Below are 17,984 nucleotides of genomic sequence, written 5' to 3' on the forward strand. Positions count from 1 at the left end.
GAGCGGATGACGGGACTCGAACCCGCGACCCTCACCTTGGCAAGGTGATGCTCTACCAACTGAGCCACATCCGCGTGCCGCCCTCTTGAACCGGTTGGCTCAACAGGTGCGAGAAGAACACTAGCACGGTTCGAAGTAGAAAATAAAATTTACACCGCCGTGATACCTACCACTCTCAAAGCTTTTCCGCATTACTGCAACGATTCTTCCGCCCTTGCACAGCTACCACCCGCGTTTTACATTTGCCGATTTTGTGTAGAGGCTTGAGGTTTGCTAATGTTTGTCTTCGCCGGGCCATTGGCGCAGTGGTAGCGCGCTTCCTTCACACGGAAGAGGTCACTGGTTCGAACCCAGTATGGCCCACCGGTTTTGCCCCCGCCGCCCGGGGGCTTTTTTACTGCCTCCCTAGCGCGAGCGGCCACAAAATCTGTTTTGCACCTGCTATCCTCGGCTATCTTTGCTAAAACGTGAGAACCTAAAGGCATGAATATTAGGCCAGGAATTCCGTATCCACTAGGCGCAACATACGACGGCTCGGGCACTAATTTCGCCCTGTTCACCTCGGTGGCTAGTTCTGTTGAGCTTTGCCTTATTAGCGAAGATCTAACCGAGGAGCGCATAAAACTTACCGAATGCGACAACAACGTCTGGCATGCTTACCTACCTGGGATTTCGCCCGGACAACGGTACGGCTACCGCGTCCACGGCCCGTTTGATCCCGGTGCTGGCCATCGTTGCGATTCTTCTAAGTTGCTTCTGGACCCCTACGCCAGAGCGATCGAGGGCGAAGTTCAAAACAACAATTCGGTCTATTCCTATCAATTCGACGATCCCGGCCAGCGCAATAACGACGATTCGTTGGGCTCTACCATGTTGTCTTTAGTTACTAGCCCCTTTTTCGATTGGGCCCACGACCGGCCTCCGGGACGCGATTATCACGAACTTGTGATTTATGAAGCCCATGTAAAGGGCTTGACCATGCAAAATCCAAATATTCCCGAGGAACTGCGTGGCACCTATGCAGGAGTCGGCCACCCTGCCACTATCGAGTATTTGAAGGAGCTAGGGGTAAATGCGATTGAGTTGATGCCAATCCACCAGTTTGTCAACGACTCGTATTTGAAGGAGCGCAATCTTTCGAATTACTGGGGCTACAACACCATAGGATTTTTCGCTCCCCACAACGGCTACAGTTCTGACCCGCATAACACGGTTCAAGAATTCAAGCAGATGGTCAAGGCCCTGCACCAGGCAGACATCGAAGTTATTTTGGACGTGGTCTACAACCACACCGCCGAGGGCAACCATATGGGCCCCACCCTATCTTTTAGGGGCATTGACAACGCTTCCTATTATCGACTGGTTGACGACGACAAGGCGCACTACTTCGATACCACGGGCACGGGCAATTCTTTGTTGATGCGTTCACCTGCGGTGCTGCAACTTATTATGGATTCGCTACGCTACTGGGTTAGCGAGATGCACGTTGACGGATTCCGCTTCGATCTAGCTTCCACCTTGGCTCGCCAATTTCACGAGGTTGACAAGCTGTCGGCTTTCTTCGAGCTTATTCACCAAGATCCAGTCGTTTCGCGGGTGAAGCTAATTGCCGAGCCCTGGGATGTAGGCGAGGGCGGATACATGGTGGGCCAGTTCCCCGTACTTTGGAGTGAGTGGAACGGTTCCTATCGCGACACTGTGCGCGATTTTTGGCGCGGGCAGTTTTCTACATTAGCTACGTTTGGGTCTAGGTTGGCGGGTTCTTCGGACCTGTACCAAGACGACGGTCGCAAGCCCATGTCCTCTATCAACTTCGTTACCGCCCACGACGGTTTCACGCTGAATGATTTAGTCTCTTACAACGAAAAACATAACGAGGCCAACGGCGAGGGCGGCAAAGATGGCTCGGACGACAATAAATCGTGGAATTGTGGTGCCGAGGGAGAAACTGAAGATCCGGAAGTTTTGAACTTAAGGATGCGCCAGCGCAAGAATTTCATTGCCACGCTGATGGTCTCTCAGGGGGTTCCCATGATCTCTCACGGTGACGAGGTGGCTCGCACCCAGGGTGGCAATAACAACGCCTATTGCCAAGACAACTCGATATCGTGGATGAGTTGGAAGGAAACTGACACGTCTACCGAGATGTTTGATTTCACTAAGAGGGCGATTGCCTTGCGCGAGCAGCATCCGGTGTTCCGCCGTAGGCGTTTCTTTGCTGGCAACCCCCATCAGGGTGGCGAGTCCGAACGCGGCGAGATCGAGTGGATGAACCCCGATTCCTCGCACATGACTGCCGAGTCTTGGGACGCAGCCTATGCCCGCACCCTGATGTTCTTTTTGAATGGTCTGGCTATTGGAGAACCCGATCAGATGGGCAACCGAATTGTCGATTCTGATTTCTTAGTTATGATGAACGCCGCGCCCGAGGACATCGAATTCACCATCCCTGCTCAAGGTTACGGTTCAAGCTGGACTGTTCGCCTAGACACCGACGAGCAATACGTCGGCTCTGAATTTCACGCAGGCGAGACGATCTGTTTGCGCAATAGGTCAATTTTAGTTATGGAACACGCCCGGGCAGCCGGCGAGGACAGCCCCACCGTTAGCATCGAGAAAGTAGTGCCGCCAGTGCACAATGAATAGGAGAAGCCATGAGTCACCCCCACTTGCCGGAAGCTGGAAAACGCCTTCCCGTCACCACGTACAGGCTACAGCTGAATGCAGATTTCACCTGCGCTGACGCCGTGGGGGTGCTCGACTACCTAACCCGCCTGGGCGTAACTGACATTTACCTGTCCCCCATTTTGCAAGCCGCCCCCGGGTCTACACACGGCTACGACGTAGTCGATCACCGGCATATTTGGCGCGAGATCGGCGGGCGCGAAGCTTTTGAGGAGCTGGCAAGGCAGGCACACAAGCGTGGTTTGGGCGTGATTGTAGACGTTGTACCAAATCATATGGCTGTCCCTACCCCGGTGTGGCACTGCCGGGCCATGTGGTCGGTTTTAAAACGTGGCCCGGAATCTGAATACGCCAATTGGTTCGACGTCGAAGTAAATGAACCGATTTTGATGCCCATTCTGGGCTCCCGCATAGGCCAGGTACTTTCAGCTGGAGAACTGGAGCTGGTACAGATCGTTGTACCTACAGAGCCCGAACGCGGCAAGCAGTGGGTGCTGCGTTACTTCGATCACGTATTTCCGGTTGCCGAGGGTACTGAATCTTTGCCTTTGGAGGTGCTCGTCGAGCGACAGCACTACCGGCTGGCCCATTGGAAGGTAGCCTCCGAAGAGCTAAATTACAGACGTTTTTTCGATGTGGGAACTTTGGCGGGGATCAGGGTTGAGCTGCCCGAGGTCTTTGAGGCAACTCATGCACTGCTGCTAGAGGAATTCAGGAACGGCTACATTGACGGTTTCCGGGTGGACCATCCCGATGGGTTGGCCGATCCGCGTGGTTATTTTCGTGCTCTTTCCAAAGCCACCGGAGGGGCGTGGATAGTAGCCGAGAAAATACTCGAGGCCGACGAGCAAATGCCTTCTGACTGGCCGGTGTGTGGCACTACTGGCTACGACACCGCTTGGCGTTTGAACGCACTGAATGTAAAGCAGTCTGCTGCCTTGTCGCTGGGGGCGGTCATGACCGAGGTTACGGGGGATTCGCCCTCGAAATACGCCGACTTGGTTAGACAGGCAAAAGAGCAAATAATAGACACCTCGCTTGCCGCTGAAGTGCACCGGCTGGGCAACATAATTTGGAATATTTGTCTACAGGATTTCCGGCTGCGCGACCACACCTTCCGCGGCTTAATCGAGTGTTTGCGCACTTTGATTGTCGAAATGGACCGCTATCGGGCTTACGTGGTCCCGTCCGAGCCGGCCTCTTCTCTTGCTCGTGCTGTCGTCGAGGGCGCAGCTAGGCGTGCCCGGAAGCAGATTCCGGAGGATCTTTCGGACACCATGGATGTGATAGTTGCGCTGGTGTTGGGTGACGAAATAGGGTCCGCGGGGAACTACGAGTCGCAGGCCCAGCGCGACGAGGTAATCATTCGCTTCCAGCAGGTGTGCGGGGCGGTAATGGCAAAGGGCGTCGAAGACACGGCGTTCTACCGTTGGACTCACTTGCTTTCTCTGACTGAGGTGGGGTCCGATCCGCAAAAGTTTGGCATCAGTGTCGACGAGATCCACCGCCACGGCGCCTACATTTCTGAGCAGTGGCCGGCAACAATGACCTGTGGATCCACCCACGATGCCAAGCGTAGTGAGGACGTGCGCGCGCGTTTGAATACGTTGGCTTCGTTCCCCGAAAAGTGGGCGCAGCTGGTCGAGGATATGCGCGCGCAAACGGCCGAATACCGCCCGCGTGACCTCGATGGTCGTAGCGAATATATAATTTGGCAGACTTTAGTTGGCACTTGGTCCGATCGAGGTCCTATCGGCTTTGAGAGGCTGAAGGAATATCTACTCAAGGCCGCTCGCGAACAGAAGACTTGGACTAGTTGGACCAGTCCAGACACTGCCCGCGAAGGTCGCTTAGTTGAGTTTGCCGAACGGGTTTTGGCCGATCCGCAAATAGGTAAGCTTGTCGCAGGCTGGCGCAAAGAAACCTCCGGGGCAACTAGCGTGGCGATTTTGGCTACCAAGGCATTGCAACTGACAATGCCAGGGGTTGCTGACCTTTATCAGGGCAGCGAGGTAGTGGGCACGAACCTTGTCGATCCCGACAACCGCCGTCCGGTTGATTTTGCTGGACTGTCCCGGTCTTTACGGCGTCTCGAGGAAGGGGCAAGTCCCGAGACTTTGGATGAGCAAAAACTCGACGTGGTGCGGAAGATTCTGGCCTTGCGGGCCAAATTTCCGCAGGTATTTGTTTCGGCCTCTTCCGCCTACTGGGCTCTGCCGGTCTCTACGTCGCACGCGCTCGCCTTTGCTCGTGGCATCGAAAAAGCGCAGGTGGTAGTGATTGCTGCAAGGAATTTCGCCAAGAAAGACAATTGGGATTCTCACACAGTAGGGATTCCGAAGGGGGAATGGGTTTCGATCTTTTCAGGCTCGCGCTGTGCGGGCGGCGTTCGGTCTCTAGCTGAGGTATTGGGAGAGTCTGCAGTCGAGATTTTAGTGGGGACTGAGATGGATGTTGTTAGCTGAAGCCGGTAGAGCCCGCGTTCCCGTATGGGCTCCCGCTGCTGGAGGGGTGGAGCTGGTTCTAGCAGATAGACGGATCCCCATGGAAGCGGAGAAAAATGGGTGGTGGGTAGCTCCCACCGCACTCGCGGATGGCATTGACTATTCCTTCAGCATAGATGGAGGCCCTCCCCTTCCCGATCCGCGCTCGGCGCGCCTGCCAGGAAGAATTCACGGCCCCTCGCGTACTTGGAGTGCGCCCTCGTCTGTACCGCCGTGCGAGGGCGGAGCGAAGGTCCTCGGCGGGGTGATCTACGAACTACACGTGGGCACGTTCACTCCTGAGGGAACATTTCAGGCTGCGGCCGCAAAGCTACCTCTTCTAAAAGATCTGGGCGTTAGCACGGTTGAGCTAATGCCCGTAGCCTCCTTCGATTCTTCCCACGGATGGGGATACGACGGGGTGTGCCCTTACAGTGTGCACGAGGCCTACGGCGGCCCCGACGGGCTTATAGAATTTGTCTGCGAGGCCCATAAAATAGGGCTGGCTGTATGTATCGATCTGGTCTTGAATCATCTGGGCCCTGTAGGCAACTATCTGGCCAAGTTCGGACCCTACTTCACTGAACGACACAGCACTCCTTGGGGCGATGGCCTCAATTTAGATGACTCCTCAACCGAGGTGCCCCGGCAGTACCTTGTGGGGGCGGCACTCAGATTATTTTCAGTATTTGGGGTCGACGCGCTGCGCTTAGATGCGGTCCACCAGATTAAGGACAACTCCGAGGTTCATCTACTTCAAGAGCTTTCGGTAGCTGTGAAAAAACTTTCGTCTGAGCTGGGCAGATCTTTGACCCTGATCGCAGAATCTGATCTGAACGACGTTTCGATGGTTCGTCCAGTATCCGAAGGGGGAATGGGAATGGACGGACAGTGGGACGACGATATCCACCACGCCCTCCACGTAACGTTCACCGGAGAACAGCAGGGATATTATAAGGATTTTGCTGATCCGGGCGCTCTTTGCAAGGTTTACGAGCAGGTTTTTTACCACGACGGCTCGTATTCTTCCTTCAGGGGAAAGAATTGGGGGCGCCCAGCCGGCGATGTTGAACGGTGGCGTTTTGTTGCTTGCACTCAAAATCACGATCAGATCGGAAACAGGGCAAGGGGCGATCGACCAAACCTGACTCTGGCTCAAGCGGGTAGCCAGGGTGCACTACTGCTGCTGAGCCCGTTCACTCCCCTCCTATTCATGGGTCAGGAGTGGCACACAAAGGTCCCCTTTACTTTTTTCACATCTTTTTCTGACCCCACCGTAGCCCAGAGCGTAAGCGCAGGTAGAGCCCGGGAATTCGCACATATGGGATGGGACGAAAAGGTACCCGACCCCCAAGATCTAAAAACCCGCGACAGCGCAGTTTTGGATTGGCAGAATGCAGCCTTGCCGGCAGGGCTAGAGTTGAGGGCGTTTTACAAAAAACTGATCGTGTTGCGAAATGATTTCGATCTGGCTAATCCTTCAAAGCCAACCCGGCTTCAGGCCAGTGCCAACCAGATAGTGTTGGACCGCGCAGAGCTGCGCCTTGTGGTAAATAGAGGCAACACGGATCTATTCCAGTATATTCCCGCCAACGTGGCGGTGTTGCCCTGGCAAGCCCATCTTGACCAGTCCACCTTGAGGTTGCCGCCGTGGTCTGCAGCGGTGCTATATCGCCTGTAGGGGAATTGGCCCAGCAAGCCCTGCCCGCCGGAGCTTTGCTACTAAGGTGTGAGTAGACACTAGGAGGCAAGGATGCTCCGCGAGGACTACACCGCCAGCGATTTAGAAGAGCTCGCTCACAAACAGCCACATCTATGGCCCCAAATTTTGCACCACCCGGCCTGCAGCAACGAGCTGCGCACCTGGATTGGCGAGCGCAGCTCAAGAACGCGCAACCAGGCCAAAACCCACGTGAGATTCGGCCTGGTTGTTGGCGTCGGGAGTATTTTGTTTGCGCTTATGGTAGCTGCAATGACTCTTTAAGCCAGGTACTCGTAGCCCATACAAATGCGGCCGCCGTCCTCGGTGTATTCGACCAACCCCACCTGCTTGTAGCCTGCCTTCTCGAACACTGCCCGCATGCGTTTGTTTTCCTCGGAAGTGTCCCCACGTTTGTTGCCATTGGGAGATATTTGGGCCGCAAAATTCAGTAGCTTGGACGCAATTCCCAGCCCTTGGGCATCCTTCGAAATCGCCAAGCGATGCACAACTAGTGTGCCTTCGCGCGGCGTCTTCCACTCCAATTCGTCGTTGTCGTAGGCGGGCTCTGGCTCGGGGTCCAGGCAGATAGTACCTACAACAGTTCCGTCGGCTTCAGCCACGTACGAGATACCGCGGTCGATGTCGTGGGAAATCGTGTGTTCGTTGGGGTAGTCGCCCTCCCACTGGTCTACCCCCTGGGCACGCAAAGCCTCTTTACCAAAATCAATGATTTCCATGATGACCGGTAGGTCGTCCATGGTGGCGTGACGGATGTCGATTTCCATAGATATGCGTCCCTTCGGAGAATATATCGATGACCTGACTTTAACACGAAAGGTAGCCCCTACCCTAGTGTCTGATTCAAAAGCGATTTTCTTCTGAAACGTGCACTACCAGGTAGTATGCCCTAAGTTGCGGCGCTGTTAGGCTACTGTTTCACAAATATTCAATATCGCTTCCCCGGTCTATAGCTTTAGACACTAAAGGCCACAATCATTATTTTGCCCAGCTAGCAGTACTGGCTGAATTTTTTATAGGCCTAGGAAGGGAAGATTTGGCTCAGTTTCTTTTTCCAATAATGTTGCTAGGTGGGAGAAGTATGCCTTCCGGTCGGCTGCCTCGATCACCGTGGCGTTTGGAGGGCGGTCGAATTTGTCCCAAGCCATAGCCGAGTACCCCCTGGTGAGCGCGGAGGAGGTGTCCACGTCAACCCGATACTGTTTCTCCTCCAGAACTAATTCAGGATGCAGTAGGCACGAAAGAGTAAGGGAATCCGGATGCGTGGAGCCATTGACTCCCACTGATTCGTTGAAGTCCAGGGTAGTGTCGCAGACTTTCTTGAAAAATTTTGCGAGAACCGTGGGCTTATCTGTGAGCTTGGCATATTCCTTGCGGGTAATAGTGGCGTCGCGCAAAGTAACCGGATCCCAGGTGAGCACGTGTATGTCTGAAAAGCCTGCAGTAAACACTATTTGGGCGGCCTCAGGGTCTACGTAGAAGTTGAATTCTGCCGAGCTGGTAGTATTTCCGCGCCCGTTGTTAGAACCGCCCATTATGAAAAGGCTCTTCACATTTTTCACAAAGTTGCGGTCTTTCACAGCTGCCGTGGCCACATTGGTGAGTGGACCGATTGCTACTACGCTCACCTCGCCAGGGGCGGCTGCCGTAATCCGGATGAGGGCGTCTACGGCATGTTCGTCTGCAACTTCAGTTCTTGAAAAGTCCATGCCGAGACCGCCGGCTCCGTCTCCATGAACTTCCTCAGCAGATACCCATTCGCGTAGCATCGGTTGCGAACAGCCCACGTGGATAGGGACTTGTCCGAGCTTCCCGGCAGCATTTAGGGTCATTTGCGCGTTCTTCACCTGGCGTTCAAAGCCTACATTGCCGGCTACCATAGTGATGGCCCGCATATCCGCTACTTCGTCGAGTAGGCCAACCAGGATTGCCACACAATCGTCCTGAGCAGTATCTGTGTCGAGTATAAAAGGTACCTTCATGTTTCCTCCTCGCACAGCATATCGGCCAGATGGTTTTAGCGCTCGGCGAGTTTAGCGCGGCTCGTCGCTAAGTCCCCGCCAGAATGCAACTGCGGGCCGAGAGTTCCGTACCGCTACGATCATGTCCGGTGCGCTAGCGAAAGACCGACAAACTAAACCCACAGCTTGTCTGGTCTTGAATAATTCGCCCTGCGACAGAAAGCTTATTACTACACTCCATATAAAGCACTATTGTTCCAGCAGCTTCATTTTCCGGTAGTGTAGTTTTACCTGTTTTTGGGTAGCTCGCAAAAATGCGAACGCGCAATTCCAATCTGCTAGCGCATATTCTAGGCGAATAACGTGATCTTCGTTTTTTGGCCCTGGTGTTGCCATTTCGTCTTTTATTTTCTCTATTGCGACGTCAACTTGTTCGACTGCTTTATCTAAAGCGGCTATTGTTTCCACGGCGATCTCCTTTGATCAGTGCGGGCACCTCTTTCAGGTAATTTTATCGTACGGCTTGCCTACCTGTAATGGGACGTGAGGCCCTACTGGCGGCTTATGTGTGGCGGAATTTTCAAAATAAAAGAAGCCCGCGCCCAGTATTAACACTTGCCCTAAGCGCGGGCTCCACTTTGGCGACTCAGTCAAGGTGCAACATAGCCGCCGGATATGGAAAACTCTGAACAAAGTTAGGGTTCAGGTCAACGGAGCGATCTAGCCTGAAAGAAGTGAAACAAGCAGGCTAAACCGCTACAACCCTTGAAAATCAAAGTTCCACTCAAAATGGTAATAAACGTTTAAGGGTTTGGCATGTCCAAATGGTAAGAGTTTTCGCACACCTTTTGGCTCTTGCTACCGAGCGCCATTCTTATAACTTGGGTATGCCAAAACACTCCACTCACTAGTAACCTTCTTTTGTCGCCCTTACGGGCCCCACGCCGCGATCACATGTGAGGCCCGGGCGACATTTCACTGTGCGTTTATCATAAGCTCCTTAAGTAGCCCCTGGTGAACGTTTGGCCAACCGGCAAGAATTGAGCCTTTTTGGCAAACATCCATCCTCGTGCCGTCAAGGCGCGTAACGGATGCTCCTGCTTCCTCGCATATAAGTGTTGCAGCAGCGATATCCCAAGGGGAAACCCACATATGGACGAAGGCTCCAGCCCGACCAGCCGCGACTTCCACTATTTCTAGAGCCGCCGAGCCGTACCGTCTGTGTCCCCGCGAATGCACTAGCGCATTTGCAAGGCGGGGCATTGCGCAGATCTCTTTAATGTCGGTAATTATGATCGCGTCTTCAAAGCTCCGTTCGCTATCAACTTCCCATATAGGCTCTCCATTACATGACGCCCCTTGACCAAGCCCGGCTACGTAAAAGAGGTCTTTAGTTACGTCTACTACGCATCCCCAAATCGGTTTGCCCCCTTCTAGCAGTGCTAGGGAAATGGCATAATCTCGCCCGGTGGCAACATAGTTCATTGTTCCGTCTATTGGGTCTAGAACCCACACTCTGCCTCTAAAGTCTTCGACACTGTGGGATTCCTCCCCCATCATCTTGTAGCCTGTGAGCGCGATAAGTTCTTTGGCAACATAGTTTTCAATCTCTCTGTCAACCTGGGTCACCAGATCGTTGCGATTGGCTTTTACAGAGATTTCCAGCTCCCTGGCCTCTAAAGCAATCTGCCTTGCATGCCTGAGGACAGGAAGCGCTATTTCGCTGATTTCTTTCAGGCTCATTTTGCCGCTGCCCTCTTATCGGCACGGAGCATTTTTTCCTCAAGTAATGCAACACCGGCCAGGCATGCTAGGCCCACTACGGCAGATGCGATCAAGACGGTGAAGGTGGACCCCCAACCATGCAGAGTGTAGCCAAGGATGTTTAGCCCGCTCTTTTCTGGATCTGCGATTCTACCCAGCAGAACCTTAGCCATTGAATCCCCGAAAATATAGCCAAATGCTCTGGGCACTGCGTTAACTACTACGGTTGCGTTCTTTGGTGCGAATCCGATTACGCAGATGCCAATTAGTGTCACTGGTCCAAAGATCAGGAACCCGATGAAGAACAGTGCTACGTATACGACAACTACTGAAGTGGCGAGGGAGTACACCCATATGGGGAGGATGACGAGTCCGATGCCTATGGATCCTGCCAGCGCTCGTCTTCCACCTAGTTTGTCTGAGAAGTAGCCCCACAACAAGGATCCAGCGAGCCCGCCTGTTTCAAGCGCAAAGGTGGTGTTTACGGCGGTGTATTGGCTAAAGCCTAGTTCAGTTGAAGTGTAGAGGACGTTCCAGTTGTCAATGCCAATTCGTACACAGTAGGCGGCAACGTTCGCAATACAGAGCAGCCATACTGCGGGGTTCTTTACAACGTAGGTTAGCAGGATTTGCCCTTTGCTCATTCCAGTAGAGACAAGATCGTTGGTTGCCTTTGGTTCTTCGAATATTTCTTCAGCGCTTCGCCAACCCAGTTCTTTCGGATCATCTTTGCCGCAGACAATCCCCCAGACACCAATTGGAATTGCAACTACAGCAGGGGTTATAAACATTCCGGCAACCGACCCGCCAAAGAAGGTGTTAGCACCCCATACTGCTAGTACGCCGGCGATCATCGCGCCTAGATTGTGGGAGGCGTTCCACCAGCCAATAAACCTTCCGCGCAGGGATCTTGGGGTCCACCTGTTCATGGTCGAGTTACACGAGGGGCCTCCTGGCGCCTGGAATAGGCCGTTGAGGGCCCACAGGATCATCAAAAACCCGTAGGGGTGGTTGGCGCTCATCAGCACAATACCGATTATTACTGAGATAACTCCCGCTGCGATTACAAGTGCTGAGAGGGCTTTTTTAGTGTTTTTACCGTCGAAGTAAAATCCTAAGAAGAGCCCACCGAAACCATATGTTAGCGAGAAGGCGAAGCCGATCACACCGAGCTCGGTGGTTGAAAACCCTGCTTGGTTAATCAACTCGGGCTGGGCGGCTTTGAAGTTTGTGCGCAGCAAGTAGAAAGCCCCGTAGGCGACGATGAGTACCAGGTAGGTTTTTAGGAACTCTTTCAGCCAGCGGCCTCTTTGCTCTTGTAGTGTAAGTGTTGTCTTCGGCACGTCTTTAAGTGCCAAAAAATTGCCTAGGGTTTTCATGTCGTCAACTCCGTTGTTGTTCCGATAGAAAATCACGTTTGTGATGGTCAAAGCCTATTCAAACGTTTGAATGAGGTCAACCAAATAAATCGAAATATATGAGTATTTAGACTGTTTCAGGCTAGTTTAAACGTTTGAATGAATTTAGATAATTTGCGGGGCCGGTTGTGGAGCGAATCTTCAAGCTGGTTGCGCAGTGAAGTTCGCGAGGGGCTTCGACGCTTCCGGCGTGGCGTTCTTTAGCGCGGCCGTACGCGGCAGCTGCAACCTCTTTCGGATGGCGGTCCACGCTGGTTATGGAGAATGCACAGGAGGCCGCTATTGCAGAATTGTCAAAGCCCGCAAGCGACACGTCGGTTGGCACAGACAGTCCAGACTTTAACAGTGCCAGATAGGCTCCTTGGGCGCACTGGTCGTTGTAGCAAACAATCGCACTGCATTCGGTAAGCGGCGCAGCCGCCGTACCCCAGAGGTCAGCTAGAACGCTAGTTGCGGCTTTATACCCTGCACTCAGGGTGTTCCCAGCCCGCCAGCGCTTTACTTGCAGTCCAATTTTTTTTGCTGCGGCTTGAATGGAGGCTGCTCGTTTTTGCGCTGAAACCCCATCTGGCCCATCTAAGTAAATAATCTTGCGATGCCCGAAGGAATACAGATGTTCTACGAGTTCTGCGGCTCCGACCGTATTATCACTTGCCACCAGATCAGCGTGCGCATACGGGCTTTCTTGCCCAATAACCACTTGAGGGTGCAGCCCCCGCGCGTCATCAGGAGGATTTATAGCAATGACCGTGTCCACTCTAAACTGCGCGAGTTTATCTAACGGGTCATGTAGGTTCGCATATAAAGCTATATTTTCCGTAAGCACCCGAAACTTGTCTTTGTGCGCCAAGGCAAGAATCTCCTTGGTGTAGGAAGTGTGCAGCTCTTGATCGAAACTTGCCACTATCCCAAGAATCTTTGGCTTCGTCTGCGACAGCAACACTCCCGACAGATCAGCTCGGTACCCTAGTTGTTTAGCTGCCTGCTCTATGACTAGGCGCACAGGCTCACTTATGCGCCTATCACCCCGCAGGGCCAAAGATACGGTCGAGACCGACCTGCCAGTGTGTTTGGCGACGTCTTTTAGGGTCACCCGCCTTGAAGCCATGCTCTAAATTCTATTACGCCCTCGCCGCCTATCCCGGGAGTTGGCGTATCCAGATGGGCTCCCCACCCCACAGACAGGTAAGAGCGAGCAATTTCGGTCCGCAAGCACACGCTCAGGCAGCCCTCTATCATCTTGAGCAGTTTCCCCCATTTGTCCCAAAAACTCCCCGACCTATGCTTTCTAAGAGCCTAACGCCTATCATTCTTGCGCGCCCGTTACGTGCCTCCAACACCAGTGGACCATTCTATGTACCCGCGCAGGTTTAGAAAGCCCCTCACAATTTAGGTTGACCTAAGTTTCTTTTCGTTTTTAGAATGGTAACCGTTGCCATTTGCAACAACGTACGGAAACTATCTATAAGGAAAGAACGTGAAACGGTCAATCCTCGGAGCAGGCGTATGTGCCATGCTCGCACTCAGCCTCGCCGGTTGCGGTGCTACAGATGGCGGGAAAAAAGACACCGCAAATAAAAAAGATAAAAACCAAGTGAACGTGGTAGCGACTACCACCCAGATCTGCGACTACGTAACTCAGATTGCTGGGAGTAAGGATGCTGACAGTCAGCTAGCACTAAAGAAAACTGACGCATCTGGCAAGGTCTCCAACCTCGGTGCTGATCCGGCAAAGGCTAAGACCACTATCTCGTTGAACTGCCTGCTAGCGCCGAACGCTTCAGCACACGAACACGATATGACCACCGCGCAGTCTAAGGCTCTCTCAGAGGCTGACGTCATGCTGGTCAACGGCGTAGACTTGGAGCACTTCCTCGACGGTGCAGTCAAGGCTACCGGCTTCAAGGGCACCATGGGCGTCACCTCCGGAGTGCTCACTTCTAAAGAAGTCGGCGGCAAGATGGCCGACGCAGAAAAGACCCTGCCCTACAAGATTGATCGCGGTGTAGAAAAAGTAAACGTCCGCAAGTGGCCGTTCCCGCCAGAAAATGGCGAACCGGCAGAATTCGAATACGACCCGCACGTGTGGACCAGCCCGAAGAACACCATGGTTCAGGTGAAGAACATTGGTGCGATCTTGTCGAAGGCATCACCCGAAAACAAAGCGATTTTCGACAAGCACGTAGAAAAGTACACCAAGACTCTTGCCGACCTCGACAAGTGGGTAAAAGATTCTATCGACACGGTTGATCCGGCCCACCGCGTCCTGTTCACCTCGCACGACGCCTTCGGTTACTTCTCCAAGGATTACGGCATCAAGTTTATTGGCGCCGCTCTCTCGGACTTTAGCGATCAGCAGGATGCAACTGCCGATCACATTCAAAAGGCTGCAGCAGACGTGAAGAAGTCGGGCGCTGTCGCTCTCTTCGCCGAAAACTCCAACAATTCCAAGTCAATTGAGGCCGTGGCCAAGGCCGCCGGTGTGAAGGCGATCATTGGCGACGATGCCCTCTACGGGGACTCGCTCGGACCGGCAGGTAGCGCGGGTGAAACCTACATCGGCTCCATCACCCACAACGTTACCGGGCTGGTAAAGGCATGGGACGGCAAGGCTGCCGACATGCCCGCTAGCCTAAAGTAACCACCTAGAATACGAACGGCGCGGTAGGCCAAACAGGCCTACCGCGCACTTTTGCCGTCCCTGAGGACAGGTAGGTTCGCCGCCACACACGAGTGATAGGTCATCTAAAACCAAACCGCAAGGAGGCGGCCCGCGCTCGAATATAACGAGCACGGGCCCACAAGAAACAATCTCACATACCTACCAATGATTTTTGCGCCAATCTAAAGCAGAGGTCTGCCTCCCGCGCCAATTCTTTTGAATGGGTTACCACTATTACGCATTTATTAGTCTTATGCGCTGCCCCACTTAGCATAGCGGTAATCTCTCTGGCAGTTTTTTCGTCTAAGTTTCCGGTTGGCTCATCTGCCAAGATGACTGGCGCCTTAGAAACTAAAGACCTGCCGATCGCCACTCTTTGCTGTTGCCCGCCGGATAGTTCCATAACATTTCTTTTCGCCTCTTGCGGCGTGAGCCCCAACTTTTCGAGAGCCTGAACCTTTGCCCTTTTATCAACTAACCTTAGATTCTCTAAGGGCGTCATATAGTCGATAAGGTTGTACGCTTGGAATATCAGCGATATTTGGTTGCGACGATGGTGCGAGTAGCCTTTTTTAGCTATATCTTCTCCTTCAAATCTAACCGTCCCGCTAGTTGGCTTATCTAATCCGCCTAGCATGGCGAGCAACGTTGATTTCCCAGCCCCGGACGTCCCAAGGATTGCATAAAATTTACCCCGCTCAAAACTAACATTGACGCGGTCTAAAACAGGAGTACTCCCCTTCTGGTAAGCGTAAGTTACATTATCTAATTGCAGAATAGTCATTATTGTTTCCTAGTTCGTTTTTGAAAGAATTTTTAGTGTCGGAATTTTCAATATGGGCAAAAGCGTTACTAAAAGCGCCACATTTACCACTAAGAGGCCGATTCCAACCGTTGGTAGCACTTCCACCAAGGTTGCTTTCGGCGTGATTCCACCGAGGCCTTCTTGACCAGCCACCTTGTAGACCGTGCCAGCGACAATCTCTGTCAAGCTCAGACCGACAATAGTTCCCACGGTGATTGCGACAACTGTAGTCACGGCTATTTCGAAAGCTAGCTGAGCTGCGATCTTAATTTTTGTTGTACCAAGTGCTAATAGGATTCCAATTTCCCGTAGTCGAGAGCGCAGCCAGAACACAAAGGTGCATACGAGGATGCCTGCACCACTTAGGCACACGCCGCCAAGAAGCAAAGTCAAGAGTTTTTGAACTCCTGATATAGCCCCTACCAAGGAGGCAAGCTGATACATTTTCGACGAGTAGTCTAGCTCTGGGGCTAACGCTCTGGCCTTAGCTAGCACTTTTGGCAGCTTTTTGGGGCTGTCCAGCTTGTATCGGGCGTTATCGACAAGCTTATCGCCTTGTATTTTGAATGCTGATTCAAGAGTTGTGAATATCTGGTTTTCAGGAGCAGCCTGCTCTAGGGGATTATTATTGTCGCTCTTCCCCACAAAGATTCCAGCGACAGTTAACTCCACTACCCGTCTATCCTTCGAGAGTACAAACCTATCGCCAGTCTGTAGGCTGTTTTGTTTAGCAAAGCTCTGGTGCACGAGGGCTCCCCTGCCAAAACCTTTTATATGTGCCCCGGATTTTAGGGAGTAAGCCCGGCCTACAAAGTGCGGATGCAGGCGGCTTGCAGTAGTACCGATCACCGAAATACGCTCACCGCCATCTAGTCGCACTGTCCCAGCAGCTACGGCTGTTGCACCTACAGGTTTAGCTTTTATTTGCGTGTAAAGCGAGTATGATTTTACCCCTTCGATTGCGGCTATTTTGCGCGCCAAATCGGGGGTAATCTTCCCGGAGGCGGTAAAAACTTTTCCGGTAGAAGACCTAATCTCGCCGATTACCTCACCCAACGTTGAATGTATGGCTCCTGCAGCTACCAGGGCTGCAAATAAAACTGCCATTATTGCAGCTAGCAGTGTCCCTCTTGCCGGGCGGCGGACGAGTGATATGCGGGCTCTATATAAGATGCTCATTTTATTGTTGTCAGCAGTTCTCGTACAGGCTTACGCAACATGGGAATCGCAGCAATTAGCACGCACAAGGCAAGTATTGAAGCCACCATTGCCGTGGTATATGCAAAGGCTTGCGCCGTTACTGTCACCTTCAGCGCATCCAGGGTCTTTGTTGCCATTGCTGTTTCCATGTCGGCAGCAAAATTTCCAGCCTTGGCCTGAGCGGCCATTGCTGCTTTATTTACAGATGCAAGTACGGAGTCTGAGAACTTCTGGGCTGTAAAATTCGCCAGAACGTATGCTCCGCCTATCGCCGGCAAGGCTATTAGTGCTAGCTCACTAAAATACTGCCCAATAATTGAAGCTTTGGTTTTACCTATCGCTAGGAGTACTCCGGTTTCCTTCTTGCGCTCCAGCATCCACAAGAAGAGGACAAGCGTTAAAACGAGGAAGGCAAATACAGAGGTTGCGGTAATAGTCGTTTTCACGGCCGAGCGCACCCCGCTAATGGATGCCGACATGCCGGCTAGGAAGTCATTTGCATTAGTTAGTTGGTATTTGTTCCAATCTATCTTCGTTGTGCCTATCGCCTTCGTGAGCTTCTTGATGTTGGCATCCTTAGCCAGAAAGAACGTTGCATCTTGGTATATCTCACTCTTGGGCTCAACTTGGTAAAGCTGTCGGGTTGTAGACAGGTCGGTAAATATTGTGTTGCCGTTGAGCTCAGCTGAACGTGTCGCTTGTTTGATGTTGCGTCCTGCGGTGAGCCCAACGATTTCTGTTTCAACTTGGGTACTAGATTTCTTGAGGTTGTCCGCGTCGAAGGGGTTTGCCCGAAGGGTGAGTTTGCTTCCAAGCTTTAGTCCATTAGCTTTAGCTAAGTCTTCATGGATTACTGCTTTGTGAACGTCATCTTCCGTAAGGTGCCTGCCGGCGACCAAAGCGAGGGCGCCAGAGCGAATGTTCTTGTCTTGTCTGGTTTGGTTGACGCCCCAAATATGAGCTGCGTTGCCAAACTGGGCTTCTTTACGGGGGTCGAATTCATTTTTCCCTACCCTCAGGATCTTGGCTCCTACTAGGTCCGCGGTTGCATTCTGGCGTACCTGATGCCCGCTAATTCCAGCAATGCGGGCAAGGCTGTCAACATCCCTTGCCTTTACGGTTCCTGCCCCGGACGGGGTACCGATGTTTGTACGCATATTGTTGGAGAGGGTGAAGCCCTTACCGTTGCGCTCATTTATGTCGGTTGTGGCGCGTGCAGTGGCGGAGCTGATCGCGTTTGCGATTAAAAATAGCGTGGCCATGGTAGTGATGATCGAAAAAATCAC

At 52.7% G+C, this 17,984-nt stretch carries 14 protein-coding genes and 2 tRNA genes; 6 read left to right on the top strand and 10 right to left on the bottom strand.

What is annotated here, in order from left to right:
• Position 1: 1 nt before the first annotated feature.
• Positions 2-74 (bottom strand) — tRNA-Gly (locus tag G437_RS0106370).
• Positions 75-291: 217 nt separating this feature from the next.
• Between G437_RS0106370 and G437_RS0106375 the strand changes: the two genes are divergently transcribed.
• The 5 genes from G437_RS0106375 to G437_RS11680 all read left to right on the top strand — a co-directional run bounded on the left by G437_RS0106375 (position 292) and on the right by G437_RS11680 (position 7,152).
• Positions 292-363, top strand: a tRNA-Val gene (locus G437_RS0106375).
• 120 nt (positions 364-483) lie between these two features.
• A complete protein-coding gene (gene glgX / locus G437_RS0106380) occupies positions 484-2,646 on the top strand; it encodes a glycogen debranching protein GlgX (RefSeq protein ID WP_024331738.1) in 2,163 nt (720 codons plus the stop codon).
• Positions 2,647-2,654: 8 nt separating this feature from the next.
• Positions 2,655-5,150: a malto-oligosyltrehalose synthase gene (treY, locus tag G437_RS0106385; protein WP_024331739.1), complete on the top strand. Its 2,496-nt coding sequence runs from the start codon at positions 2,655-2,657 to the stop codon at positions 5,148-5,150.
• Positions 5,137-6,849 (top strand): malto-oligosyltrehalose trehalohydrolase, encoded by a 1,713-nt coding sequence (gene treZ / locus G437_RS0106390; RefSeq protein ID WP_029769395.1) that lies wholly within the window; start codon positions 5,137-5,139, stop codon positions 6,847-6,849. Before treY ends, treZ begins: the two co-directional genes overlap by 14 nt.
• A gap of 72 nt (positions 6,850-6,921) precedes the next feature.
• The gene (locus tag G437_RS11680) at positions 6,922-7,152 is read left to right on the top strand and encodes a variant leucine-rich repeat-containing protein (RefSeq protein ID WP_024331741.1); all 231 of its coding nucleotides are present in this window, start codon (positions 6,922-6,924) and stop codon (positions 7,150-7,152) included.
• Here G437_RS11680 and G437_RS0106400 read toward each other — a convergent pair.
• The 6 genes from G437_RS0106400 to G437_RS0106425 all read right to left on the bottom strand — a co-directional run bounded on the left by G437_RS0106400 (position 7,149) and on the right by G437_RS0106425 (position 13,139).
• Positions 7,149-7,655, bottom strand: a complete 507-nt coding sequence (locus G437_RS0106400; RefSeq protein ID WP_024331742.1) for a GNAT family N-acetyltransferase — start codon at positions 7,653-7,655, stop codon at positions 7,149-7,151. The genes G437_RS11680 and G437_RS0106400 overlap by 4 nt on opposite strands.
• 246 nt (positions 7,656-7,901) lie before the next feature.
• Positions 7,902-8,870: a nucleoside hydrolase gene (locus G437_RS0106405; RefSeq protein WP_024331743.1), complete on the bottom strand. Its 969-nt coding sequence runs from the start codon at positions 8,868-8,870 to the stop codon at positions 7,902-7,904.
• Positions 8,871-9,098: 228 nt separating this feature from the next.
• Entirely contained in the window at positions 9,099-9,317 is a 219-nt protein-coding gene (locus G437_RS0106410; RefSeq protein WP_024331744.1) for a hypothetical protein, read from the bottom strand.
• A 507-nt stretch (positions 9,318-9,824) separates the two neighbouring features.
• Positions 9,825-10,592 carry an inositol monophosphatase family protein gene (locus tag G437_RS0106415; protein WP_024331745.1) on the bottom strand — a complete coding sequence of 256 codons (768 nt, stop codon included), beginning with the start codon at positions 10,590-10,592 and terminating at the stop codon, positions 9,825-9,827.
• Positions 10,589-12,028, bottom strand: coding sequence for a hexose-6-phosphate:phosphate antiporter (gene uhpT / locus G437_RS0106420; protein WP_244263222.1), 1,440 nt, complete (start codon positions 12,026-12,028; stop codon positions 10,589-10,591). Before uhpT ends, G437_RS0106415 begins: the two co-directional genes overlap by 4 nt.
• An 85-nt stretch (positions 12,029-12,113) precedes the next feature.
• On the bottom strand, positions 12,114-13,139 hold the full coding sequence (locus G437_RS0106425; RefSeq protein ID WP_024331747.1) for a LacI family DNA-binding transcriptional regulator: 1,026 nt from the start codon (positions 13,137-13,139) through the stop codon (positions 12,114-12,116).
• Positions 13,140-13,544: 405 nt separating this feature from the next.
• On the opposite strand from G437_RS0106425, the gene G437_RS0106430 reads away from it, so the two are divergent.
• Positions 13,545-14,672 carry a metal ABC transporter substrate-binding protein gene (locus tag G437_RS0106430; RefSeq protein ID WP_051141903.1) on the top strand — a complete coding sequence of 376 codons (1,128 nt, stop codon included), beginning with the start codon at positions 13,545-13,547 and terminating at the stop codon, positions 14,670-14,672.
• A gap of 172 nt (positions 14,673-14,844) precedes the next feature.
• On the opposite strand, the gene G437_RS0106435 is transcribed toward G437_RS0106430, so the two are convergent.
• The 3 genes from G437_RS0106435 to G437_RS0106445 all read right to left on the bottom strand — a co-directional run bounded on the left by G437_RS0106435 (position 14,845) and on the right by G437_RS0106445 (position 17,960).
• On the bottom strand, positions 14,845-15,477 hold the full coding sequence (locus tag G437_RS0106435) for an ABC transporter ATP-binding protein (protein WP_024331749.1): 633 nt from the start codon (positions 15,475-15,477) through the stop codon (positions 14,845-14,847).
• A gap of 9 nt (positions 15,478-15,486) precedes the next feature.
• Positions 15,487-16,605, bottom strand: coding sequence for an ABC transporter permease (locus tag G437_RS0106440; RefSeq protein WP_024331750.1), 1,119 nt, complete (start codon positions 16,603-16,605; stop codon positions 15,487-15,489).
• Positions 16,606-16,673: 68 nt separating this feature from the next.
• The gene (locus tag G437_RS0106445; protein WP_208854303.1) at positions 16,674-17,960 is read right to left on the bottom strand and encodes an ABC transporter permease; all 1,287 of its coding nucleotides are present in this window, start codon (positions 17,958-17,960) and stop codon (positions 16,674-16,676) included.
• Between the last annotated feature and the right edge of the window lie 24 nt (positions 17,961-17,984).

Source organism: Winkia neuii subsp. neuii DSM 8576 (assembly GCF_000420405.1).
Taxonomy (GTDB): domain Bacteria; phylum Actinomycetota; class Actinomycetes; order Actinomycetales; family Actinomycetaceae; genus Winkia; species Winkia neuii.